General features: G+C 42.6%; 27 protein-coding genes. 22 read left to right on the forward strand and 5 right to left on the reverse strand.

Annotated features, from left to right (window positions below):
* Position 1: 1 nt before the first annotated feature.
* From B5X77_RS02125 to B5X77_RS02140, 4 genes are read left to right on the forward strand one after another with little or no spacing between them, the layout of a single operon-like run.
* Entirely contained in the window at positions 2 to 787 is a 786-nt protein-coding gene (locus B5X77_RS02125; protein ID WP_079504645.1) for a nucleotidyltransferase domain-containing protein, read from the forward strand.
* Positions 788 to 838: 51 nt separating this feature from the next.
* Entirely contained in the window at positions 839 to 1,252 is a 414-nt protein-coding gene (locus B5X77_RS02130) for a group-specific protein (RefSeq protein WP_079504647.1), read from the forward strand.
* On the forward strand, positions 1,230 to 1,760 hold the full coding sequence (locus tag B5X77_RS02135; protein ID WP_079504648.1) for an SF0329 family protein: 531 nt from the start codon (positions 1,230 to 1,232) through the stop codon (positions 1,758 to 1,760). Before B5X77_RS02130 ends, B5X77_RS02135 begins: the two co-directional genes overlap by 23 nt.
* On the forward strand, positions 1,757 to 2,230 hold the full coding sequence (locus tag B5X77_RS02140; protein ID WP_257391692.1) for a GNAT family N-acetyltransferase: 474 nt from the start codon (positions 1,757 to 1,759) through the stop codon (positions 2,228 to 2,230). The genes B5X77_RS02135 and B5X77_RS02140 overlap by 4 nt, the downstream gene beginning before the upstream one ends.
* 65 nt (positions 2,231 to 2,295) lie before the next feature.
* Here B5X77_RS02140 and B5X77_RS02145 read toward each other — a convergent pair whose 3' ends face one another.
* Positions 2,296 to 3,114, reverse strand: coding sequence for an N-acetylmuramoyl-L-alanine amidase (locus tag B5X77_RS02145; RefSeq protein WP_079504650.1), 819 nt, complete (start codon positions 3,112 to 3,114; stop codon positions 2,296 to 2,298).
* Positions 3,115 to 3,278: 164 nt separating this feature from the next.
* Here B5X77_RS02145 and B5X77_RS02150 point away from each other — a divergent pair, with 164 nt between their 5' ends.
* The 4 genes from B5X77_RS02150 to B5X77_RS02165 all read left to right on the forward strand — a co-directional run bounded on the left by B5X77_RS02150 (position 3,279) and on the right by B5X77_RS02165 (position 7,543).
* Positions 3,279 to 3,578 carry a hypothetical protein gene (locus B5X77_RS02150; RefSeq protein WP_079504652.1) on the forward strand — a complete coding sequence of 100 codons (300 nt, stop codon included), beginning with the start codon at positions 3,279 to 3,281 and terminating at the stop codon, positions 3,576 to 3,578.
* A gap of 431 nt (positions 3,579 to 4,009) precedes the next feature.
* Complete coding sequence (gene putP, locus B5X77_RS02155; protein ID WP_079504654.1) at positions 4,010 to 5,479, forward strand: sodium/proline symporter PutP; 1,470 nt, start codon at positions 4,010 to 4,012, stop codon at positions 5,477 to 5,479.
* 238 nt (positions 5,480 to 5,717) lie between these two features.
* Positions 5,718 to 6,209 carry a fasciclin domain-containing protein gene (locus B5X77_RS02160; RefSeq protein WP_176167203.1) on the forward strand — a complete coding sequence of 164 codons (492 nt, stop codon included), beginning with the start codon at positions 5,718 to 5,720 and terminating at the stop codon, positions 6,207 to 6,209.
* Between the two features lie 149 nt (positions 6,210 to 6,358).
* Positions 6,359 to 7,543 carry an MFS transporter gene (locus B5X77_RS02165; protein WP_079504656.1) on the forward strand — a complete coding sequence of 395 codons (1,185 nt, stop codon included), beginning with the start codon at positions 6,359 to 6,361 and terminating at the stop codon, positions 7,541 to 7,543.
* Positions 7,544 to 7,576: 33 nt separating this feature from the next.
* Here the strand turns inward: B5X77_RS02165 and B5X77_RS02170 are convergent, their stop codons facing one another.
* Entirely contained in the window at positions 7,577 to 7,897 is a 321-nt protein-coding gene (locus B5X77_RS02170; RefSeq protein ID WP_079504658.1) for a hypothetical protein, read from the reverse strand.
* Between the two features lie 1,219 nt (positions 7,898 to 9,116).
* On the opposite strand from B5X77_RS02170, the gene B5X77_RS02175 reads away from it, so the two are divergent.
* Complete coding sequence (locus B5X77_RS02175; protein ID WP_079504660.1) at positions 9,117 to 9,632, forward strand: DoxX family membrane protein; 516 nt, start codon at positions 9,117 to 9,119, stop codon at positions 9,630 to 9,632.
* A 61-nt stretch (positions 9,633 to 9,693) separates the two neighbouring features.
* Here B5X77_RS02175 and B5X77_RS02180 read toward each other — a convergent pair whose 3' ends face one another.
* Both B5X77_RS02180 and B5X77_RS02185 read right to left on the reverse strand, forming a co-directional pair.
* On the reverse strand, positions 9,694 to 10,665 hold the full coding sequence (locus B5X77_RS02180; protein ID WP_079504662.1) for a phosphotransferase enzyme family protein: 972 nt from the start codon (positions 10,663 to 10,665) through the stop codon (positions 9,694 to 9,696).
* 118 nt (positions 10,666 to 10,783) lie between these two features.
* Positions 10,784 to 11,485, reverse strand: a complete 702-nt coding sequence (locus B5X77_RS02185; protein ID WP_079504664.1) for a YhcN/YlaJ family sporulation lipoprotein — start codon at positions 11,483 to 11,485, stop codon at positions 10,784 to 10,786.
* 228 nt (positions 11,486 to 11,713) lie between these two features.
* On the opposite strand from B5X77_RS02185, the gene B5X77_RS02190 reads away from it, so the two are divergent.
* The 13 genes from B5X77_RS02190 to B5X77_RS02240 all read left to right on the forward strand — a co-directional run bounded on the left by B5X77_RS02190 (position 11,714) and on the right by B5X77_RS02240 (position 20,340).
* On the forward strand, positions 11,714 to 12,229 hold the full coding sequence (locus tag B5X77_RS02190; protein WP_079504666.1) for a DoxX family membrane protein: 516 nt from the start codon (positions 11,714 to 11,716) through the stop codon (positions 12,227 to 12,229).
* Between the two features lie 238 nt (positions 12,230 to 12,467).
* The gene (locus B5X77_RS02195; RefSeq protein WP_079504668.1) at positions 12,468 to 13,364 is read left to right on the forward strand and encodes a GNAT family N-acetyltransferase; all 897 of its coding nucleotides are present in this window, start codon (positions 12,468 to 12,470) and stop codon (positions 13,362 to 13,364) included.
* 248 nt (positions 13,365 to 13,612) lie between these two features.
* Complete coding sequence (locus tag B5X77_RS02200; RefSeq protein ID WP_079504670.1) at positions 13,613 to 14,140, forward strand: YceI family protein; 528 nt, start codon at positions 13,613 to 13,615, stop codon at positions 14,138 to 14,140.
* 1,183 nt (positions 14,141 to 15,323) lie between these two features.
* Complete coding sequence (locus B5X77_RS02205; protein WP_079504672.1) at positions 15,324 to 16,517, forward strand: MFS transporter; 1,194 nt, start codon at positions 15,324 to 15,326, stop codon at positions 16,515 to 16,517.
* A gap of 70 nt (positions 16,518 to 16,587) precedes the next feature.
* Positions 16,588 to 17,691 carry an AI-2E family transporter gene (locus B5X77_RS02210; protein ID WP_079504674.1) on the forward strand — a complete coding sequence of 368 codons (1,104 nt, stop codon included), beginning with the start codon at positions 16,588 to 16,590 and terminating at the stop codon, positions 17,689 to 17,691.
* A 69-nt stretch (positions 17,692 to 17,760) separates the two neighbouring features.
* Positions 17,761 to 17,943, forward strand: coding sequence for a hypothetical protein (locus B5X77_RS02215; protein ID WP_079504676.1), 183 nt, complete (start codon positions 17,761 to 17,763; stop codon positions 17,941 to 17,943).
* 18 nt (positions 17,944 to 17,961) lie between these two features.
* Entirely contained in the window at positions 17,962 to 18,126 is a 165-nt protein-coding gene (locus B5X77_RS23145; protein ID WP_176167204.1) for a hypothetical protein, read from the forward strand.
* Between the two features lie 15 nt (positions 18,127 to 18,141).
* The gene (locus B5X77_RS02220) at positions 18,142 to 18,510 is read left to right on the forward strand and encodes a hypothetical protein (RefSeq protein ID WP_139378279.1); all 369 of its coding nucleotides are present in this window, start codon (positions 18,142 to 18,144) and stop codon (positions 18,508 to 18,510) included.
* A gap of 10 nt (positions 18,511 to 18,520) precedes the next feature.
* Positions 18,521 to 18,859 carry a hypothetical protein gene (locus B5X77_RS02225; RefSeq protein ID WP_079504680.1) on the forward strand — a complete coding sequence of 113 codons (339 nt, stop codon included), beginning with the start codon at positions 18,521 to 18,523 and terminating at the stop codon, positions 18,857 to 18,859.
* A gap of 123 nt (positions 18,860 to 18,982) precedes the next feature.
* Entirely contained in the window at positions 18,983 to 19,189 is a 207-nt protein-coding gene (locus B5X77_RS02230; protein ID WP_079504682.1) for a helix-turn-helix transcriptional regulator, read from the forward strand.
* Complete coding sequence (locus B5X77_RS02235; protein ID WP_079504684.1) at positions 19,186 to 19,638, forward strand: hypothetical protein; 453 nt, start codon at positions 19,186 to 19,188, stop codon at positions 19,636 to 19,638. Before B5X77_RS02230 ends, B5X77_RS02235 begins: the two co-directional genes overlap by 4 nt.
* A gap of 168 nt (positions 19,639 to 19,806) precedes the next feature.
* Complete coding sequence (locus B5X77_RS23590; protein ID WP_257391693.1) at positions 19,807 to 19,941, forward strand: hypothetical protein; 135 nt, start codon at positions 19,807 to 19,809, stop codon at positions 19,939 to 19,941.
* Between the two features lie 147 nt (positions 19,942 to 20,088).
* Positions 20,089 to 20,340 carry a hypothetical protein gene (locus tag B5X77_RS02240; RefSeq protein ID WP_139378280.1) on the forward strand — a complete coding sequence of 84 codons (252 nt, stop codon included), beginning with the start codon at positions 20,089 to 20,091 and terminating at the stop codon, positions 20,338 to 20,340.
* A 93-nt stretch (positions 20,341 to 20,433) separates the two neighbouring features.
* On the opposite strand, the gene B5X77_RS02245 is transcribed toward B5X77_RS02240, so the two are convergent.
* Positions 20,434 to 21,438, reverse strand: coding sequence for a DUF3231 family protein (locus B5X77_RS02245; protein ID WP_079504688.1), 1,005 nt, complete (start codon positions 21,436 to 21,438; stop codon positions 20,434 to 20,436).
* Positions 21,439 to 21,485: the final 47 nt, after the last annotated feature.

Raw genomic sequence — 21,485 nt, forward strand, 5'->3', positions numbered from 1 at the left:
TTTGAAAGAGACCATTTTAAAGTCCCTGGCAAAAATAGAAGAAGACTTCGATGTGAAAATCCTTTATGCAGTCGAGTCCGGAAGCAGGGCCTGGGAATTTCCGTCTAAGGATAGTGACTATGATGTCCGTTTCATTTATGTCCATAAAAAAGAAGATTATCTGACGATTGACCAGATGGGAATTGGCAAGAGAAGAGATGTGATTGAATTGCCGATTAACGATTTGCTGGATGTTACCGGATGGGAATTGACGAAGGCACTAAAGTTGTTCAGAAAGTCGAATCCGCCGTTAATGGAATGGCTGCGTTCGGGGATTGTTTACTACCAGGCTTATTCGACCATTGACCAGATGAAGGAGCTCAGCAAAGAGATTTTCGCTCCAAACTCCTGCCTGCATCACTATTTGAATATGGCCAGTAACAATTTCAGGGAGTACTTGCAGGGTGATGAAGTGAAAATTAAAAAGTATTTTTATGTCCTGAGGCCGGTCCTTGCTGCCAGATGGATTGAAAAATACAACGAGTTTCCTCCGCTGGAATTCCCGAAACTATTGGAGAATCTCTTGCCTGAAGGGGAATTGAAAAGGGAGATACACACCCTGTTGAAAAGGAAAATAAGCGGAGATGAACTTGATTTCGAACCGAAAATTGAAGTCATCAACCAATTTCTCGACGAGGAAATAATACGACTGAGAGAATATGCATCTACCCTTCATATTGACTTGCAGGACTTCACACCTAAGCTTGACCAGCTATTCAGGAACACACTGGGGGAAGTTTGGGATTAATTTTAAGAAATGGCTGCCTTTAGAGGCGGTCTTTTTCAAGGAGGAAGGTTATTGAAAAAGTTTTACGTGGCATCGAGCTTTAAAAATATAGAAGCAGTTCGGTATATCAGTAGGCAGCTGGTCGAGAGAGGATATCTTCACACGTATGACTGGACGAGGAATGACAGAGCATCGACCTTCGAAGATTTAACAGAAATAGGGCAAAGGGAAAAGGCTGCTGTCATGGAAGCTGATTTCTTGCTTGTCCTTTTGCCAGCAGGAAAAGGCAGCCATATAGAATTAGGGATTGCCCTTGGACTCGGAAAAAGAATTTATCTCCATTCACCAGATGGAGAAGTGAATCATTTGGAAACAACCAGTACGTTCTATCATTTGCCAGAAGTGCGAAAATGTATTGGGAGTATGGAGGAATTAATATTCGAAGTTATGGAGAGGGAAGTCATTGCGCAGTCAGTTATGGAGTAAGTTAAAAAGAAGATTAGACGATTTAATTTGTGATTCGCTTAAAGGAAGAGTGAACTTCACGATTACAAATTATCGCAGGGCACATGATCAGCTTGGCAGGGCCTTTATTACTGTCGATAAAAAGGAAGTTCTTAATATGTGCACCATCACCTCTGATATAAGAATTAATAGAAAGAATCGCGAATTGCATAGACTTAGGGAGCTTAGCTATGAGGATTATCAAGTCAATTATGAGATAAGTGTTATCGCACATGAACTGGTAAAACAAGAAGGCGTTTATGCGCAGTATGACTTTTATGACGCGGTGGAAGAGTTTGTGAATATGCCAATAGACCAGGCTTTAAAATCAGATGATATGGTCGTGAAAATTCTTGCGTTGATCGACCGCAGGGCAGGGAAACGAACATTAATGAAACTGAGGGAACCTATTCAAAACGAAATGGATATCATTCAGTATTTTTATAACCTGAGATGCGAGGCAGAACAAATAAATCCATTTGTAGAGTGATAGAACAGGAGGAGAAGAAGATAGGAGAATATGAGATTAGGCAAATAAAAAAACTGCTGGATCTTGAACTGGACGATTTGGTCACTCAAAGCAAGAAAGAGGGCTTTCGTTTTGTTGAAAGGTTGATAAATGATTATGAAAATGGCACTAATACATTCAGCAATTTTGGAGAAGCTTTATACGGCGTTTTCAGCGGGGATGGTGCACTCGTTGCCATTGGCGGGTTAAATAATGACCCATTTACTAGTAAACGGGGAATAGGCCGGCTGAGAAGGTTTTATGTTCTAAAGGAGTATCGGCGAAACGGGATTGGAAGCCTCTTGGTTAAAAGAATGATGGAGGAAGCCAGAAACTATTATAGAATTCTTGTGCTTCGTACGGACACCCAACAGGGTGATGATTTCTATGCTTCTATTGGTTTTACAAAGGGCGAACTTTATCCCCATTCAAGTCACTATATTGTTTTATAGAATCGAAGGCTCAGTATATAAAAAAACAGCCGAATCTGTCATCAGGATCCGGCTGTTGATACAGATTAATCTGTCGTGATAAACGCTTCAATTCCCTGGCTTTCAATTTGCTGGAGGAGAGAATCCGCATTTTCGCGGTTTGAAAATGCGCCAGCTTGTACACGATACCAGGTCTCACCAGATATCTGTGCAGTTGTAACAGCGCTGTCAATCCTTTTCGCGCCCAAATCTGCTGCTCGCTGCTCGGCATTCTTTCTGTCCCTAAAAGAGCCAGCGATCACTTTGTATAAAGATTGTCCGCCGTCAGTCATTGATTCATCTCGGTTAGTTGTTTCTTTTGATTTAAGATTGAACGCTCTTGCAATCCCATTCGCGTGTCCTCGCGCAATATCGCGCTGCCAGGATTCCTGCTTCATAAGGGCGGCGTCCTGTGTATTATCTATAAAACCATTCTCTGAAAGCATGGCATCCATATTTGATTCACGAAGGACATGGAAATCAGCTTTTTTCTTGCCGCGGTCATTGAGCTGGGTCAGCTTCATGACTTCTTCGTGGATGATGTCACGGTATCTCGCCGTTGCTGAATTATCCGAAAGGCCGATATAGATATAATCTTCGTATCCACTGGCTGAACCGTTAAAGGAATTGATATGGATGGACAAATAAAAGTCAGCGCCCCACGCATTGGCCTCATTAGTCCGCTGATCCAAACTTTTCGTTATATCACTTGTCCTGCTCATCCGGATATCTATACTTTCATATTCATTTTCCAGAATCGAGCGGATTTTAAGCGCAATATCCAGGGTTAAATTTTTCTCCTGAAGACCATTACCCTGTGCGCCAGGATCCGAGCCGCCGTGGCCGGGATCTAAATAAAGTTTCATAAAACCTCCTCCTCTTTAATCGGCTATCCCTATATGATATGTAGGAGAAAAGTATTGGTAAGGGTGCATGTCTTGGGTGGTAAGGAGTTTTTCTTTTTTACTGAAACATTTTAGCCCTTGAAACGTAACCATTAACAATCAATTTATGAGGTGGTATGTTGGGAATGAAGAAGATCGAGAAATCGGAGAGGGACCATGACGCAGATTTGAAAAAGGTATTGAATATAATCGGTCTATTCATCTTTGGTGGACTAGCGCTGACAAGTATCACAAATCCAATGCCAGCGGATGATTTTAAAGAGTATTGGGTATTCATCGCTGGAAGTGCCATAATCTACTACTTTTTGCTTAACCTATACTTCATAGGGGCACCTTGGAGAAAAGTTTTTAATGCTATTCTGATATTTTTGGGAATCGGCAGTCTGGTGATGGTAGTTTATCTATTGGGACAGTCTTCGCATTAGAATTTAAAGTGTAATTTTTAAAAATTAATTGCGTTCTACAAAAAAGAATAAAGCATAACTTCCTACATAATTATGTAAAAAACTGCTTATTCAGTTGGTGAATCAGTACTTCTGAATTTTCGCAATATATTTACTTCAATAAAATTTGTAAGCGCTATCATTATTAATATACTAGTAAGGGCGCTGGTTTTGCCTAATCATAATATCCTGAAACATCCTTGAAACCATTCTGGATGTTTGTTAGGTTAGATAACCGTAAGCCTCCTGAGGGCTAGAAAAACTTGGACGGCATAATTAACATAAAAAATTTTTTAGTGTGGTTTGGCCTGTTAGCCCAAAAAACCTTTAGGATATACCCTTCTGTGTTAGCCAATTTTTTAAAACCACTATGTTAATTATTTCGTTTAGGGAAAACGAAAAGGAGAGATTTGGTGACTTTTGAAGTATTCATATCTTTAGGAATTTATTTTATTGCAATGATCCTCATCGGATTGTATGCATACCGCAAAACCTCTGATCTGACAGACTATATGCTTGGAGGCCGGGGTCTTGGACCGTCGGTAACAGCCCTTTCAGCTGGTGCTTCTGATATGAGCGGCTGGATGATGATGGGCTTGCCTGGCGCGATGTACACAACAGGTATTTCCAGTGCCTGGATCGCCATTGGATTATCGATTGGTGCCTATTTGAACTACCTCATCTTAGCTCCAAGACTTCGAACATACACGGAGCTGGCAAACGATTCAATCACCATCCCCGATTTCCTTGAAAATCGCTTTTCAGATAACACAAAAATCCTTAGGTCTGTATCTGCAATTGTTATTATCATTTTCTTCACGCTTTACACGTCAGCAGGTATAGTTTCAGGCGGTACATTGTTCGAGTCTGCTTTTGGGCTTGATTATCGCTGGGGATTGTTCCTGACAGCAGGTGTCGTAGTTGTTTATACACTATTCGGCGGTTTCCTTGCTGTTAGTCTGACTGACTTTGTTCAAGGTGTCATCATGTTCCTCGCGCTTGTCCTGGTACCTGTAGTTGCTTTCACAGAACTTGGAGGACCAACAAACGTCATGAATACAGTAAGTGCAATCGATCCTACCATGATGGATCTTTTCAAGGGAACGACCTTCCTTGGAATCATTTCACTATTGGCATGGGGTCTGGGTTACTTCGGCCAGCCACATATCATTGTTCGATTTATGGCAATAAGTTCTGTCGAAGAGCTTAAGCCAGCGCGCAGAATTGCCATGGGCTGGATGATCATATCCATAATTGGGGCTTTGGCTGTCGGTCTTGTCGGGATTGCTTATGTCCAAGTGAACAATATCGCGCTTGATAATCCGGAAACAGTATTCATCATGTTTGCAAATATCCTGTTCAACCCCTATATCACAGGTTTCCTTCTCGCCGCGATATTAGCTGCAATCATGAGCACGATTTCGTCACAGCTGCTTGTCACATCCAGTGCGTTGACTGAGGACTTTTACAAAGCGTTCTTCCGCCGCGAAGCAAGTGACAAAGAGTTAGTCTTTGTTGGCCGTGCTGCCGTTTTGCTTGTCGCATTAATCGGCATCGCACTTTCTTATACTCCAAATGATACAATTCTATCATTGGTTGGTAACGCATGGGCCGGTTTCGGTGCTGCATTCGGACCCGTCATGATCCTTAGTCTGTATTGGAAAAACATGAACCGTTGGGGTGCGCTTTCCGGAATCATTGTCGGTGCGCTCACCGTCATTATCTGGATCAGCATCGATGGACTATCTGAGTTCATGTATGAAATGATCCCAGGATTCTTCCTGAGTCTAGTTGCTGTAATTGTTGTAAGTAAAATTACGACAGGACCAGGCAAAGCAGTTAAGGAAGAGTTTAAAGAAATGGAAAACATTATGTCTGAGTAATATAAAAGAAATGGGCTGCCAGAGATTGCTGGCAGCCTTTACTAGAAGCTCAAACAGAGGGAATCCACATAAAAGGTCATATAGAAAAATTCATAAGCCTTAAAAAAGTTCCCCCTGTAAAAGGTAAAATAATTAGCTTTTTAATAGTATGGATAATATTGTTATAGTGGAGAACACTATCCTTTGTAAAATATCAGAGGTCATGAGTGCCTCTTTTTAAAAAGGAGTGATTCTTATCATGAAGAAGTTTGCGGTGGTTATGTTTGCATTGGTGCTCGTCTTGTCATTGGGAAATCCTAGCTTTGCAGCGGGGAATCCAGGGAACAAAAAGGATATTGTTGATACGGCAGTAGCAGCAGGGAACTTTAAGATTCTCGCAGCTGCCCTTGAGAAGGCTGGCCTTGTTGAAACGTTGAAAGGTGAAGGTCCGTTCACGGTATTCGCGCCAACTGATGAAGCTTTCAATAAACTATTGAAGGACCTGGGGATTACGGCAGATGAGTTACTGGCAAGACAGGATCTTAAGGATATCCTGCTTTACCATGTACTGCCTGGTAAGGTGATGTCCAGCGACCTTAAGGAAGGAATGCAGGCACAGACACTTGCTAAGAAAAATATTACGATCTCACTTGAGCCTGTTCAAGTAAACGATGCCAATGTCGTAACGGCAGACGTTGAGGCGTCCAATGGCGTCATCCATGTGATTGACAAAGTATTGCTTCCAAAATAATTTTTTGAAGGACTGAATCCCTTGTGTATTCAGTCCTTTTGATTCTTAGCAAAGATCCAAGATGTTCACCTCCATAGACATTCAATCTGAAAAACGGTATAATTAATTCGGTTTTCGAAATATATCCTTACATCTTAGAAGGTGAATATATGCAGAAAGAAAAATTGTGGACGAGAGATTTTATCTCGATTTCGCTTGTGAATTTTGTGGTTATGTTGTCTATGTATCTGCTGATCGTGACAATGGCCTCGTATGCGACAGATACATATGGTGCCTCAGGCAGCATGGCAGGATTAGCCTCGAGCATTTTTATTATTGGGGTTCTTTTTGCTAGATTATATGGGGGCAAAGAGATTGCGAGGATTGGCAGCAAGAAGATGCTGGTTGGAGGAATACTGTTTTTTGTTCTTATTACTGCTCTTTATCTAATTCCTTCTAATATTTATGTACTGCTGATCATCCGTTTCCTGCATGGTATTGGAATCGGATTTGCGTCGACAGCGACTGGTACGATTGTGGCACAGGTGGTTCCTGCCAGCAGAAAAGGGGAAGGGATCAGTTACTTTAGCCTGAGTGTTATTTTATCGACAGCAATAGGTCCATTGATTGGGCTGGCAATGATCAATGAGTTTGGATATTTGAGCATGTTTATATTTTCGCTGGTCGTTGGTGCAGCGTGTCTGCCGCTTGCTCTTACCATTAAAGAACCGGTTGTGGACTTTAAGGGAGACGAGACCAAAAGCAGGGGGTTCAGCCTGGGGAATTATTTCGAGCCAAATGCTCTGCCGGTATCGATTGTCATGTTTGTCATCGCGCTGGCCTATTCAGTAATACTGTCATTTATCGCCTCATTTGCGAAGGAGGCTGATTTGACAGAAGCGGGGAGCATGTATTTCTTTGTATACGCGCTGGCCGTTTTATTTTCCCGGCCATTCACGGGCAAGCTGATGGATGCAAGAGGTGCTAACAGCGTGGCTTATCCGTCATTGATTGCTTTTGCCGTTGGAATGTATTTACTAAGCCAGGCTAGTTCCGGATTTTCATTCCTTGCAGGTGCAGCGCTTATCGGGTTGGGATACGGAAACTTTCAATCGATAGCTCAGACAGTCGCAATCAAGATGACCCCGCCGCACCGCATGGGCCTTGCAACCTCCACCTTTTTCATCATGATGGATATGGGCATAGGTGTTGGGCCATTCCTGCTCGGTTTCATGATCCCGGATTTCGGATATAGCGGCTTATATCTAGCGATGGTTCCGCTTATCCTCTTTGGCATCATAATTTACTACGTTCTCCATGGTAAAAAAGAAAAAAACCTTACTCAGAATGCATAAAGAAACCTCGCCTAACATTGGCGAGGTTTTTTATTACATAGGAGCATAGTTAGTATTATTTTCAACGTCAGTCTTCTCTGCCAATTCTTCCATTTCCATATGTGTCTGCGGGAAACCATTGGCCTGCCATTCCGCACGCATCGCAGAGTCAAGCTGGGTCAGTCCTCTTTCAGCAGGGTCAAGGCCGGCATCAACACTTTCCATTTGGTCAATCTTCTCGCTGTTCCTCATGTCAGTATCTTCAAGAAAACGAATCGCATCCCTCTGGCTCTTTCGATAAGCGGCAGTCAGCAGCACTGCACCGCCTGCCGAGAGTAAAGAAGCCATAACAAAATTTTTGGTCGATTTTTTCATCGTCGTTTCACTCCCTTTGAAAATAACTCCTCTTGAAAACCTATATTCCCGTTTTATGTGACTTTAAAGAGTCCAGTTATTTACAGTTTTGTTGCAGGATGGAATGAGTTTTCAGGCATTTACCTAAAAATGCTTGAGCTGTACTGGATTGGGGGCTTTTAAGCAGGAATGTGACACTTATATGGATGAGAAGTATAAGATAAGGGTGCAATTAGATGGAACGGCAACCTTATGTGGCTGAGAAATCGGAGATAAGGGTGCAATTAGAGGGGAACGGGGCCCTTATGTGATGGGAAAGTCAAAGATAAGGGTGCGATTAGAGAGGAACCGGGTTCTTATGTGACTGGACTGGCAAGCATAAGGGTGCAATTAGAGAGGAACGGGGTTCTTATGTGACTGGACTGGCAAGCATAAGGGTGCAATTAGAGAGGAACGGGGCCCTTATGTGGCGGGAAAGTCAGAGATAAGGGTGCGATTAGGGTGAAACGGGGTTCTTATGTGGCGGGAAAGTCAGAGATAAGGGTGCGATTAGAGAGGAACGGGATCCTTATGTGGCTAAGAAATCGGAGATAAGGGTGCAATTAGAGAGGAACGGGGCCCTTATGTGATGGGAAAGTCAAAGATAAGGGTGCGATTTTAGAGGAACGGGGTTCTTATGTGACTGGACTGGCAAGCATAAGGGTGCAATTAGAGAGGAACGGGGTTCTTATGTGATGGGAAAGTCAAAGATAAGGGTGCAATTAGAGAGGAACGGGGTTCTTATGTGGCGGGAAAGTCAGAGATAAGGGTGCGATTAGGGTGAAACGGGGTTCTTATGTGGCGGGAAAGTCAGAGATAAGGGTGCGATTAGAGAGGAACGGGGTTCTTATGTGACTGGACTGGCAAGCATAAGGGTGCAATTAGAGAGGAACGGGGTTCTTATGTGATGGGAAGTCAGAGATAAGGGTGCAATTAGAGAGGAACGGGATCCTTATGGGACTGGACTGGCAAGCATAAGGGTGCAAATATAGGTGAACAGGGCTATTATAGGGTTTCAAAAGACAAGCATTACTTCCATTTGGATTTGGATACTAGCGGCAACTAAAAGCGAAGGGCTGTCATATTTTGTTCAAAACATTTCAACAGAATTGTGAATTGATTCACATAAACCCCTATTTTCGAGATATGTTTGATATCTTATAAGTGTACTAATACTAATTAACTTATTGGAGTGAGGAACATGTTTGCAAAATGGTTAAGAGAAAACAATGTTGCTGCTGGTATATTGACTGTCATTAGGGTATGGCTTGGATACAACTGGATGACCGCTGGATGGGGTAAATTGACTGGCCCTGGATTCGATGCTTCCGGCTTTTTGAAAGGTGCCGTCGCGAATCCGGTAAAAGGTCCAGATGGACATATGGTATACGGCTGGTACGTAAACTTCCTTGAAAGCTTCGCGATCCCGAATGTAGATATTTTCAACTTCATCGTTCCGCTAGGGGAATTCCTTGTTGGACTTGGATTGCTTCTAGGAACACTGACAACTGCCGCAATGTTTTTCGGACTTGTGATGAACTTCAGTTTCTTCCTTGCAGGAACAGTATCTCATAACCCAACAGACATCTTCTTCGGATTCATCATCCTGTTTGCAGGCTTCAACGCAGGCAAATACGGCTTGGACCGCTGGGTTGTACCATTCATTCGCAAGACAGTATTGAAACGCGGTGAAGACGGAGTTCGGAACGTCGCTTAAGCTTAGTTAACTCTCCCCCTTAAAAATAAATGCTGCTGCCGGGAATTCCCGGCAGTTATTTTTATATTGGTGAAAATAAATCCTCCAGAACATCCCAGTTTTCTGCTATCCACACATTTTCTTCACGGAACCTTTTGAGGGGAATGGAGTCTCCCGGCTTCTCAACCCTGATCCATTCAGCTTCTTTCCACCAGTTGATCTTTATAGAACGAACTAGTTTTTCTAGCGACAAAGGTTTGAATTCTCGATAACCCATGACAAATGCTGACACGCACTCAAGACGTATTTGATTTTCATGAATACAACAGGACAATATCGGCCTGGAAATGTCGAAGTCCGTATAAACAACATTCATTCTGTCAAAATCGAGAATCGAGGAGACCTCATTAGCGTAGAAAAGAATATTATCCGTAAACAAGTCCCAATGCGCCCAGCCTTTTTCACATTGCGCAAATAAATCGGTATCGTTTTCTTCTAGAATTCTTCTTTGAGCCTCTAAAATTTTTAGGGTTGAACTGCAATCAAGAGTTATTGCCTCATCCCATCTCTCCTTCCAGTTTTCCAACATTTTTATTTTAGGTTGCAGGTCCCAGTGGAGGGGTTCCCTGGCTATATTTCTATCAAGGAGCACATGCATCCTTCCAATCGTCTTCCCAAGGCTGTACATTTGTGAAGAATTGGCACTGCCAGGCGGGAGGGTGAATCCCTTATTAAGCCCCATAATGACAAAATGTTCACCGTTCTCACTATTGAAGATAAACTTACCTTCATGTGAAAAAAGTTCAGGACAGGGCAATCCTTCCTGAAACAATCTGTTTTGAATCTGGAGTGCTTTTTCCAGACCGGCTAACCTATTCACGGGATAACGATGCTTGTTATATTGCTTTACAAACAAATCTCCGGCATCGGTTTTGATCTGCCATTTTAAGTTCTTGTATCCTAAATGAATTTGAACCCAGTCATGGATTTCAATGCCAAATAAACGTGAGACCGTTTCGAATATTTCCTCTCTTATTTCAGTGTCAACGATCATCTTGATCTCCTTGTTATGGAATTTCTATGGAAATCAATATTCTAGATAACATGGAGGAAATCCTGTTTGCCATGAAAAACAAAAAAAGCATAGGAATCGAATCCTATGCCCTGAACTGTTATCTTCCGAAGAAATCGCCCATTGTACCGCGGAAATCATCGAAAAGGCCATCCCTGTTTCCGTTTGTGCGGAGATCGTCCGCGAATGTTCCCATTCTGTTATAGGCGTTACGATCAACAGAGACGTATACATTGTCGACACCTTTATTCGCCTGACGGACTCTTTGTTCAATCTGCTGTTCTAACGAAGTTAAGTTATCACCGTTATTGCCTGCAGTACCATTCATACCATTGTTGTTGTCATTACCTAAAGTATTGGCACCATTCCCATTGCCAGCATTCTGGCGGTTTCCTTTTCCAGCATCGCCCTGGCCGTCAATAATGCCATCATTTCCGGCGCGATTGTCATCGTTGTCAACGCGGCCATTGTCAGCAAAGGTCCTGCCATTGCCATCCAATGCACCATTGATTTGTGCATTTCCGTTGTTGTCCATGTTATTGTCCGCAAGTCTTACAGCTACGTACGCATCATTGCCCGAGATGATGACCCGAGCATCGTCTACTTCTGGCATCTGTTCGACTTGACGTTCTGCGCGATCAGCGAGCTGAAGTCTGTTACCCTCAGTTGCTGGTCCTCTTCTGACCTGGGAGATTTCTGCCTTCTGGTTACGATTATCATCCGCGGCATTGTTATTCGCTCCGCATCCTGCCAATCCTAATGTAAAAACAGCACAGCCTGCGATAATAATTGATTTATTCATTCTGCTCACTCCTTGTTGGTGTACTTGTCCTTATGATGTCTAGAATTTCGAGTGATATGCAGGAGAGGAAGGATTTTTTTAAAAAAACTTCCTAGTTTTGACTATGTCACCATTCGTTCAAAACATTTCAACAGAATTGTGAATTGAATCACAAATAACCCTATTTTCAAGATAAATTTGATATCTTATAAGTGTACTAATACTAATTAACTTATTGGAGTGAGGAACATGTTTGCAAAATGGTTAAGGGAAAACAATGTTGCTGCTGGTATATTGACTGTCATTAGGGTATGGCTTGGATACAACTGGATGACTGCTGGATGGGGTAAATTGACTGGCCCTGGATTCGATGCTTCCGGCTTTTTGAAAGGTGCCGTCGCGAATCCGGTAAAAGGTCCAGATGGACATATGGTATACGGCTGGTACGTAAGCTTCCTTGAAAGCTTCGCGATCCCGAATGTAGATATTTTCAACTTCATCGTTCCGCTAGGGGAATTCCTTGTTGGACTTGGATTGCTGCTTGGAACACTGACAACTGCTGCAATGTTCTTCGGACTTGTGATGAACTTCAGTTTCTTCCTTGCAGGAACAGTATCTCATAATCCAACAGACATCTTCTTTGGCTTCATCATCCTGTTTGCTGGATTTAACGCAGGCAAATACGGCCTGGACCGCTGGGTTGTACCATTCATCCGCAAAACAGTTTTCAAACGCGGTGACGAAGGCGTTCGGAACGTCGCTTAACCTTAGAAAAATCCCCCTTTCATATAAAATGGCTGTCAGCAATGCTGGCAGCTGTTTTTTTATCCCCGAAAACCGCGAATCCTTCATAATCGAGTGAAATGAGTCCCAGTTTTATACCTTCTCAATATCAGTGGCCGAGTATTACGTTTTTCGCTTCAGAAAGAGGAGTGAACATACAATCAAGCGAATAAAATATACGATCAGATTGATTTTATCGAGAATTAAAGGGGTGTCATGCATGAAAAGAATCGAGAAACCTTGGATAAAGTTGAAGGAAACGATTGATGCGGAGGATTATGAACTAATCGGACAACTACAAGAGCGATGCAAAGAACATGACCAAACTGCATTGAAGCTAGAGCTTGATTATAAACTAGCTGTTAATGGGAATGAGCAGGGTGTTCAGGAAGTGAATGAATTTATGTACTTCGATGGGCAGCAGTTGATTGGCTATGCTGGGATTTGTGGTTTCGGAGGCCCGCTGGAAGTGAATGGCCTGGTTGATCCGGATTATCGGCGCCAGGGTGTCTTCACCAAGTTGTTTGAGCTGGTGGTCGCTGAATGGAAACGACGGAATTCAGGGAGCATGCTGCTTCTAAGTGACCGCCTGTCTGGAGCAGGACAGAACTTCATTGCTGGAACAGGAGCGGTATACAAGCATTCTGAATTTGAGATGTTTTTGAAAAAAGATGCTCCACCTGCAGCTCCTGACCAGCTTGCTGGCATTACATTCAGGAAAGCGGCTAATGCGGATGCGAAGGAAATTGCCAGGCAGAATGCGATTTATTTTAACGAAGAGGTTAGTGAGGAAGCCGAGGATATGATTTTGCCCGAGGAAGAGGAGAAGCGCGGGATGACTTCATACCTTGTGGAAAAAGACGGGCAAATCATCGGGAAAGTGAATCTGCAGCTGACCACAAAGCTGGGGGCTATTTTTGGCCTTGGAGTACTGCCGGAGCACCGCCGGAAAGGGTATGGGCGAGCGCTTCTATTGCTGGCCATCGAAAAACTTAGAGAAGAAAACGCGAAAGATATCATGCTTCAGGTTGCAGCTGAGAATTCAAATGCGCTTAACCTATATAAATCCTGCGGCTTTGAAGAAACGTCCACGATGGATTATTTTGAGTTGAAATAGGAGAGCATCCGCCTTGTGGGTGCTTCTTCTTGTGTTCATAGCAAATTTTTAAAGATAGAGGAAAGTATGCGAGTAGAAAAGAAGAGCACTAATGCTTAGAATATGAAAATTTTTGAAAAATAAATTATTGACAGCGAAGCTGATTGTATGATAAATTTATCTCGAATTAAAAATAATTAGTATCGAGATTTTATTTTTTTAGTGTCATATCTCGATTTCGAGATAATAAAAAATTGGGGGAATTAAAAATGGCTAAATTTGCAGTAGACCAGGCGCACTCAGCAGTAGGGTTTGAAGTAAAACACATGATGGTATCAAAGGTGAAAGGTCAGTTTAACTCTTATACAGCAGACGTGGAAGCAGCGGACCTGACAGATCTAACAACAGCTACTATCGCTTTCAAGCTCGACACTGCTAGCATTGATACACGCAATGAAGACCGCGAGAACCACTTGAAATCAGCCGACTTCTTTGATGTTGAGCAATATCCGACAATCGATTTCAAATCTACAAGCATCACTCGTGATGGCGATGATTACAAAGTAACTGGTGACTTAACAATCAAGGGTGTAACAAAGCCGGTAACATTTGATGTGGAATTCGGCGGCAAAGGAACAAATCCTTGGGGCGTAGAAGTTTACGGTTTCGAAGCTGAAGCAAAAATCAACCGCGAAGATTTCGGTCTTACTTGGAATGCAGCTCTAGAAACTGGCGGCGTTCTAGTTGGAAAAGACATCAAAATCAAAGTTGAACTAGAAGTAAACCCAGCAGCATAAATCAGTTTTTTAAAACCGTTCAGAGAGCTATTTCTTTGGGCGGTTTTTTTGTGTGTGGTAACTTAGGAAAAGGTTCATGAGAAAGAAGAAAAGCTGTCAGAGGTTTGAAGGCAAAGGGAGAAAAGCTGTCAGAAGTAAGGTGAACTTTGGACAGGTTTGGAGGCAATCGGAGAAAAGCTGTCAGAAGTAAGTGCAACTTTGGACAGGTTCAGGGGCAAAGGAAGGAAAGCTGTCAGAAGTAAGGTGAACTTTGGACAGGTTTGGAGGCAATCGGAGAAAAGCTGTCAGAAGTAAGGTGAACTTTGGACAGGTTTGGGGGCAAAGGGAGAAAAGCTGTCAGAAGTAAGGTGAACTTTGGACAGGTTTGGAGGCAAACGGAGAAAAGCTGTCAGAAGTAAGGTGAACTTTGGACAGGTTTGGAGGCAAAGGGAGAAAAGCTGTCAGAAGTAAGGTGAACTTTGGACAGGTTTGGGGGCAAAGGGAGAAAAGCTGTCAGAAGTAAGAGCAACTTTGGACAGGTTTGGAGGCAAACGGAGAAAAGCTGTCAGAAGTAAGAGCAACTTTGGACAGGTTTGGAGGCAATCGGAGAAAAGCTGTCAGAAGTAAGGTGAACTTTGGACAGGTTCAGGGGCAAAGGAAGGAAAGCTGTCAGAAGTAAGGTGAACTTTGGACAGGTTTGGGGGCAATCGGAGAAAAGCTGTCAGAAGTAAGGTGAACTTTGGACAGGTTTGGAGGCAAACGGAGAAAAGCTGTCAGAAGTAAGGTGAACTTTGGACAGGTTTGGAGGCAAACGGAGAAAAGCTGTCAGAAGTAAGAGCAACTTTGGACAGGTTTGGGGGCAAAGGGAGAAAAGCTGTCAGAAGTAAGGTGAACTTTGGACAGGTTTGGAGGCAAAGGGAGAAAAGCTGTCAGAAGTAAGGTGAACTTTGGACAGGTTTGGAGGCAAAGGGAGAAAAGCTGTCAGAAGTAAGGTGAACTTTGGACAGGTTCAGGGACAAAGGAAGAAAGGCTGTCCGAAAAAACTTTATCTTCGGACAGGTTCCAGAGAGAAATGCAAAAAATACTCAGAACCACGATTGTGATACCCAAAACAGTCGCTTTCTCTCACTCCAAAAAAGAAATTCACCTTGTTTAAATTCGGAAGATTCGGTATTTTAGTGATTAAGGGAGGGCGGTGGCTGCTATGAATCGTCTGTTATGGACTTTATCGATTGCTCAATTTCTGGCGATGCAGGTGTGGTTTAATTTTTCTGCGGTGATGCCTGTTGTGGAGGAGGAGTGGGAATTGTCCTCGACGCAATCGGGGGTGATTGTTGCTTTTTTTCATATTGGATATGTGGCGGCGGTGTTTTTTTACAGCTTTTTAAGTGATCGTTATAATCCAAAATATTCGTTTATGTATGGAGCGCTGATCGCTGGGGTGTCGGGTGTTCTTTTTAGTGTTTTAGCGCAGGGGTTTTGGTCTGCTTTATTGTTGAGATTTATTTCAGGAATCGGGATTGCGGGGATTTATGTTCCGGGAATGAAGATTGTTGCACAGACTTCGAGCGATCGGGCACGTGGGGCGGCTATGGGATTGTTTGTTGGCTCGCTTGTGGTGGGCTCGGGATTTTCCCTGCTGGTTTCGGGCTTGTTCATTAATCTGGTGGGCTGGAAGGGTGTCATTTTCATTACTTCGTGTTCTGCCATCCTGGCGGCTGCCTTGATTTATTTTTCAAGGATTCCAGAAAATATACATATACATAGCCAGCGTTTAAGTATGGCTCTGTTAAAACGGGTCCTCACAAAGAGGAACCTGCTGGTGAATGTCAGCTATACCGGGCATTGCTGGGAGCTTTACGCGATGTGGGCATGGATTGGCCCTTTTATGGTGTATTACTTCGAGAGTCATAGCGTCTCGAATTCGATATCAGTTGGTAATTTTATCGGAGCGTTTGTGGTGATGATTGGCGGGATTGCCAGCTTCATAGGCGGGAGGATGTCGGATTCGTTCGGCCGGCTAAAATCCATCAAGCTATTTATTTACATCAGTATTGCCTGTTCGCTGTCGATAGGCTGGCTTGCTGAAGCGAGTTTCTGGATTTTGCTTCCGCTTGTTTTCGTATATGGATTTACGATCATTGCAGATTCACCTATTTATAATACGATGATTACGGAAATATCGGATCCGGAAATAACCGGTATTGCCTTGGGGATTCAATCTGTAATGGGTTTTAGCGCAACAATCTTTTCGCCGATGATTTTTGGTATCCTGCTCGATTATTTTAATTGGGGAATTGCCTTTACCGCAATTGGTGTGATGACAATCATAACCCCTGTTTGCATTACGCTTTTAAGGAAGAAATTAAGCGGGGATGTCGAGGTTAGGGTAAGTTGACTTTGATGTACTTTACCTCGGGGTTTTGGTATAATTTTACCAAAATAATCTAAGGCAAGAGGTACATAAATTGACTAAATCGAAAGTGCAGTTTTGGCTGATTCAAATTTTGCTTATTTTGACAATCATTTATGTTTCAACAAAGATTTCCTTTATGTTTCAACCGATCGGGATATTTATTTCTACGATATTCTTTCCGATTCTGATCACTGGTTTCCTCTATTTCCTGCTGAATCCGGTGGTGAATTTTCTCGAGCGCAAAAAGCTTCCGCGGCCGATTGCGATTTTAATCATTTATGTGGTCTTCGGGGGACTTCTGGTTCTGGCCATTGGGAATCTGGTTCCAGCGGTTTCCAAGCAGGCAACTGAGCTTGCTAATGACCTTCCTGAATTTGCGAACAAGACGACTGACTATTTTTATGATGTGGTCCGGTCATCTGAGTTTAAAAGTTTCAGGAATGAGCAGCGCGAAATGATTGATACAGTGCAGGATCGTTTGATTGAGTATGCCAATACTTTGCCAAACAAGCTGACGAATGGACTGAAGGGTTTCCTGGGGATCGTCACCAATATCGCAATCATCCTTGTGACGGTGCCGTTTTTATTATTTTACATGTTCAAGGATGGTCACCGGTTCCCGGAAGCTGTGTCAAAGTTCATCCCGAAGGATTATCGGGATGAAGGGCTTAAAATCCTGAAGGAAACAGGCGAAACCCTGTCTGCTTATATCCAGGGGCAGGTCACGGTCGCTTTGGCGGTTGGGACGCTGGCTTTTATCGGCTATCTATTCATTGATTTGCGCTATGCGCTGATCATGGCGCTGATCGTTGCTTTTACCAACATCATCCCGTATGTTGGGCCGATTATCGGCGGAGCTCCGGCAGTATTGGTCGGTTTCTTTGATTCTCCGACAAAGGCGCTGCTGGTTGTGGTGGTTATCCTTATTGCTCAGCAAATTGAAGGGAACCTGCTTTCTCCGCTAATCCTTGGTAAAACGCTGGATACTCATCCGGCAACAATCATCATTATTTTATTGGCTGCCGGAAACCTGGCCGGTGTGCTTGGAATGGTGCTGGCCGTGCCGACATATGCTGTCATAAAAACAATCATATTGAATCTCGTCAAATTTTTACGGGCGAGAAAAAGGGCAAGTATATCCGTAGACGTGAATTGATGCTTTTTCATTGGGCGATAGAGCTGTATTTTGGCTTCTATCGCTTTTTTTACAGACAGGGGGGGCGTTATGTCAGAGGAAAATAGGGAGAGGTTGAAATCAAAGGAGCAGCAGAAAAATCCTGGTGCCGCACTAAATAACGCATGGGCCCGGGCAATTACAGGCAGTCCTGGAAATGGCTGTTTAGTGAATGTGATTTCGGTCCTGATTGTTTTGGGAATTGTCCTTATAATAAGAGCTTGTTCACAGTAGAGAAAAGGGGGATTCATTTTGAGAGCCTTGGTCAGTTTTATTCTATTGATTATTGGAAGTCTCCTCATTGGCATCACAATTGATGATTCATTAATCGGAAACAGCGTCATAAAAGCAATCGCAGCTCTTTGTATGATCGGTTTTTTTAAAATGGTGCCGCGGAAGAAAGATAGCTTATCCTGAAAGGCTGGGAAATGAATGAGGTTCAAATTATTGCTTGTTTTCTTATTTGTCTTGTCTGGCTGTGTTTCTTCACCACCAGAGGATTTTGTTTTCTCTTATGAAAGGAATTCGATTGAAGATGAACATCTGGATGACATTCAAAGCTGGCTGCAAAAACCTGATCAAACCAGGACAAGGACAATAGAGTTCAATGATGAGACCAAGGGCCATCATTTCTTGTACGCTCATTCGGCTGTGTTCAGTGAAGTTGAAGTGAAACAAAAGGATGACGCCATTATCCTGATGTTTACAAACAAGAAAACAGAACACAAAGGGCCGGACGCATTGGTTAAAATCAAATTTAACCCTAAGAAAATTAAAAGCTTTGTTTTGAATTCCGAGTAAGGGGGAAGGCATGAAGAAACTGTTAAGGTTTTTACTAATAGTAGTGATTTTGGCTGCAGTGGCTATGATGAAACCAGAGGAAGAGGATTTTGCGGAGTGGATGGAGGATACTTACGAAATAAAGTGTCTTGATGAGATTTGCGACACCTTCCAAGTAGAAACAGACGGCGAAGCAGTCACAATGCAAATGGTGCATGGCGGCTATTCACCCGGCATCTTTGTGGCACAGATGCATAAAACCTACAAGAGTAATGAGGATCCTTCCTATTTTTTAGAGTTGGAAGTATCGGGATTCCTGGGAAATAGAACGATTGAAGAAGAAACGGTGAAGAAAATAGCTAAAAGGTAGAGTGATGCTTTCTTAATTGGGAAGCGTTTTTTTGTGGTAGATATGTAAGGTTTACTTGACATTAAATGGAGTGAAAAGTAAATTAAATGTAATGTTAACCTGACATGAAGAGAGGTGCTCACTTTGAAAAATAAAGTCAAACAACTAAGGGAACAGGTAGGTTGGACACAGGCACAGCTGGGCCAGAAGGTAAATGTATCACGCCAGGCCATCAATGCTATTGAAAAAGAAAAATTTGATCCATCGATCTGGCTTGCCTATGACTTAGCGAAACTTTTCAATATGAGTATTGAGGAATTATTCGAATTCGAGGAGAGTGTGAGAAAATGAGGATTTTAAAACAGCCTTTGGTCAATATATTTTTTATTGGTTTTATGTCAGCCGTCTATGCATTTATTTTTATTTTCACCGCAAGTCATGTCGAATTTATAGAATTGCTTTCTCACAGTAAAACCCTAGAATCCGCATTTTGGAACGGTTGGTCCGATTTTATTAAGTCTGGGAATATGAGATACATTGGCTACTTAATCATTGGTTTAGCAATTTTGATTGTACTTATTATCATTATAAAAAGGACGAAGGAATACGACGAATATCAGGTGAGTATTTTAGCCAAAAGTCTGATGCTGGCAGGAATCTTATCGATACTGATGATTCCCTTTTTGATGATCATGCTCTTAAGCGATCCGAATTACAGCGTAGAAACAATATTTTTATTTGCAGCTCTGCAGTGGTTCAGTGTCTTGGTTTCATATTTGGTGTCTGTTTTTAAGGTTTAGGATGTAAAGTGTTTAGTTTTGAAAAACCCTAATTATCCTTACTAATTTTTTCAGTATTTCGCTCCTAATTATCCTTGAATAATTGTACACAATAAGGAAGGATTTCTCGGAAAGAGAGGATCTTTTTTCAATTGTAAGTAGATTTTTAACTGTGGGGGTCTGTGTGTAATGAGTGAGAAGAAAGAGGATCTTAAACAGCAGCTGAGTGTGCTTACGGCTCGCAGGGATCGGATGCAGAAGAATCTTTATGAGGTTGAGAAAGAAATCTCTGAAATTAACAGTAAACTGGCTAAGCTGAAATAGTGAAAATGGACATGAAGTAAAGGGGGAGCTGCCGTAAAAGGTGGCTCCTTTTCATTTGCGAGGTTCGAAGTGTGTACTTGTCTATGCCAATTTTCAAACAGTGAATAAACTATGGAGAGCATTTTTTTACAAAGGAGGAAGAAGCAAATGGATAGGGAGATAACGAACCAGACTTATTCCAACCGTGTGTTGAGGGCGGAATTCGATGAAAACTGGAAGACGACGATTACGGAAACTGGGTATGTTAAATATATCGCGCTGAGAAACAAGGCTTCAGTCGAGCTGATCCTTTCTGATGGTTCAAAAAGACTGGCGCTTTTCCCGAAAAATGGTTACATCCTTGTAGGGGGCGGAGGAACGAGCCACTTCAGTAAGCCGCATGTAACGATAGAACGATAGAGGTCTGGGCAGGGTTTTCGAACTTCCCGCACATCTCAGCAAATTTAAGTGAATGAAAAAATGTCCACCCACATACGGAAGGACATTTGATCGTTAGTTATCACCTGCGAGTTCTTTTCGATTTGGCGCAAGTGGGGGTTGTTCCAGCCATTTGTGCTTTTTCATGATATCAAACCACTTTTTTGTCACCAAAATATTTTTCAAAATGATGCTTTCGTACGTTGTAACTAAATCCGACCGCATGGCAGATGCCAATCCTGTTCCGTAGTAGACTTGCGAGGCTTGGAACAGGAATCCTGTGTGATACATCATGAGCTTGTCCGAAAATGGGGAATCAGTGGAAGTTGTCACTTCTGTTTCCCATGAACGGGGAACTGGCAAATTATCATGGTGCATAATGCTGGTAAACTTTTGGATGTGTTGGTCCGCCGTTTTCTCAGATTCCACTAGAAACTTTCTGACTTCCTTTGATTGAGCCACTTGGCTAAAGGCAATCGAAATTGTTTTGGCCATAATATTTTTCTTGATGTTGAAAGAAATGCTGATCACTTCCGTAGCGGATAAATATCTTCCGTTTCCGAAGATTCCATCGGTAAAATCTTCACTCTCGATAAAGCTAGGGTTTTTATCAGGATAGAATAAGGGATCTCTCTGAAAATTGCCTTTTTCAAGCAATAGTTCAATTGTCTGGGTATACATTTTCTTGGCATCATTATCACACGAATCATAGAAATCCCGTAAATCTTTTCTGACGGATACGCTTAGTGCTGTGATGTGCCCGATCAATCCGTGCAATGTCATGATATGTAAATAATTCAAGCAGAAAATGTCGGAGAACAGCCTGGCAGCCCCGATATTGATATCATTTTCACCAAATCCAATTGGAACAGGAAAACCTTCATTCTCGATGAATTTAGCGAGCTGATTCTTTTGGCGGGCGAATGTACTAATCGCGTCCTCAAAGATGGCTTTTATTGCCCCGTCTTCAATGATGGTAACCATATATCTGTTTACTGCATCGATCATTGTCCCGTTTACATATTCACCCCACAAGGAACCTATCTCAGACGAAGTAAGCCGTACGTTGTCCTTATCCATATTCTCACCTCGAAAGTATTATCCCCTCTCATGGAAAAAATATGATA

The organism is Mesobacillus jeotgali (genome assembly GCF_900166585.1).
Taxonomy (GTDB): Bacteria; Bacillota; Bacilli; order Bacillales; family Cytobacillaceae; genus Mesobacillus; species Mesobacillus jeotgali_A.

Bases quoted from the DNA above. Each gene is read 5' to 3' on its own strand.
- B5X77_RS02145 (WP_079504650.1), bottom strand. From the start codon at position 3,114: ATGAAACTTTATTTAGATCCCGGCCACGGCGGCTCGGATCCTGGCGCA.
- B5X77_RS02150 (WP_079504652.1), top strand. From the start codon at position 3,279: ATGAAGAAGATCGAGAAATCGGAGAGGGACCATGACGCAGATTTGAAA.
- B5X77_RS02160 (WP_176167203.1), top strand. From the start codon at position 5,718: ATGAAGAAGTTTGCGGTGGTTATGTTTGCATTGGTGCTCGTCTTGTCA.
- B5X77_RS02165 (WP_079504656.1), top strand. From the start codon at position 6,359: ATGCAGAAAGAAAAATTGTGGACGAGAGATTTTATCTCGATTTCGCTT.
- B5X77_RS02170 (WP_079504658.1), bottom strand. From the start codon at position 7,897: ATGAAAAAATCGACCAAAAATTTTGTTATGGCTTCTTTACTCTCGGCA.
- B5X77_RS02175 (WP_079504660.1), top strand. From the start codon at position 9,117: ATGTTTGCAAAATGGTTAAGAGAAAACAATGTTGCTGCTGGTATATTG.
- B5X77_RS02180 (WP_079504662.1), bottom strand. From the start codon at position 10,665: ATGATCGTTGACACTGAAATAAGAGAGGAAATATTCGAAACGGTCTCA.
- B5X77_RS02185 (WP_079504664.1), bottom strand. From the start codon at position 11,485: ATGAATAAATCAATTATTATCGCAGGCTGTGCTGTTTTTACATTAGGA.
- B5X77_RS02190 (WP_079504666.1), top strand. From the start codon at position 11,714: ATGTTTGCAAAATGGTTAAGGGAAAACAATGTTGCTGCTGGTATATTG.
- B5X77_RS02195 (WP_079504668.1), top strand. From the start codon at position 12,468: ATGAAAAGAATCGAGAAACCTTGGATAAAGTTGAAGGAAACGATTGAT.
- B5X77_RS02200 (WP_079504670.1), top strand. From the start codon at position 13,613: ATGGCTAAATTTGCAGTAGACCAGGCGCACTCAGCAGTAGGGTTTGAA.
- B5X77_RS02205 (WP_079504672.1), top strand. From the start codon at position 15,324: ATGAATCGTCTGTTATGGACTTTATCGATTGCTCAATTTCTGGCGATG.
- B5X77_RS02215 (WP_079504676.1), top strand. From the start codon at position 17,761: ATGTCAGAGGAAAATAGGGAGAGGTTGAAATCAAAGGAGCAGCAGAAA.
- B5X77_RS02220 (WP_139378279.1), top strand. From the start codon at position 18,142: ATGAGGTTCAAATTATTGCTTGTTTTCTTATTTGTCTTGTCTGGCTGT.
- B5X77_RS02225 (WP_079504680.1), top strand. From the start codon at position 18,521: ATGAAGAAACTGTTAAGGTTTTTACTAATAGTAGTGATTTTGGCTGCA.
- B5X77_RS02235 (WP_079504684.1), top strand. From the start codon at position 19,186: ATGAGGATTTTAAAACAGCCTTTGGTCAATATATTTTTTATTGGTTTT.
- B5X77_RS23590 (WP_257391693.1), top strand. From the start codon at position 19,807: ATGAGTGAGAAGAAAGAGGATCTTAAACAGCAGCTGAGTGTGCTTACG.
- B5X77_RS02240 (WP_139378280.1), top strand. From the start codon at position 20,089: ATGGATAGGGAGATAACGAACCAGACTTATTCCAACCGTGTGTTGAGG.
- B5X77_RS02245 (WP_079504688.1), bottom strand. From the start codon at position 21,438: ATGGATAAGGACAACGTACGGCTTACTTCGTCTGAGATAGGTTCCTTG.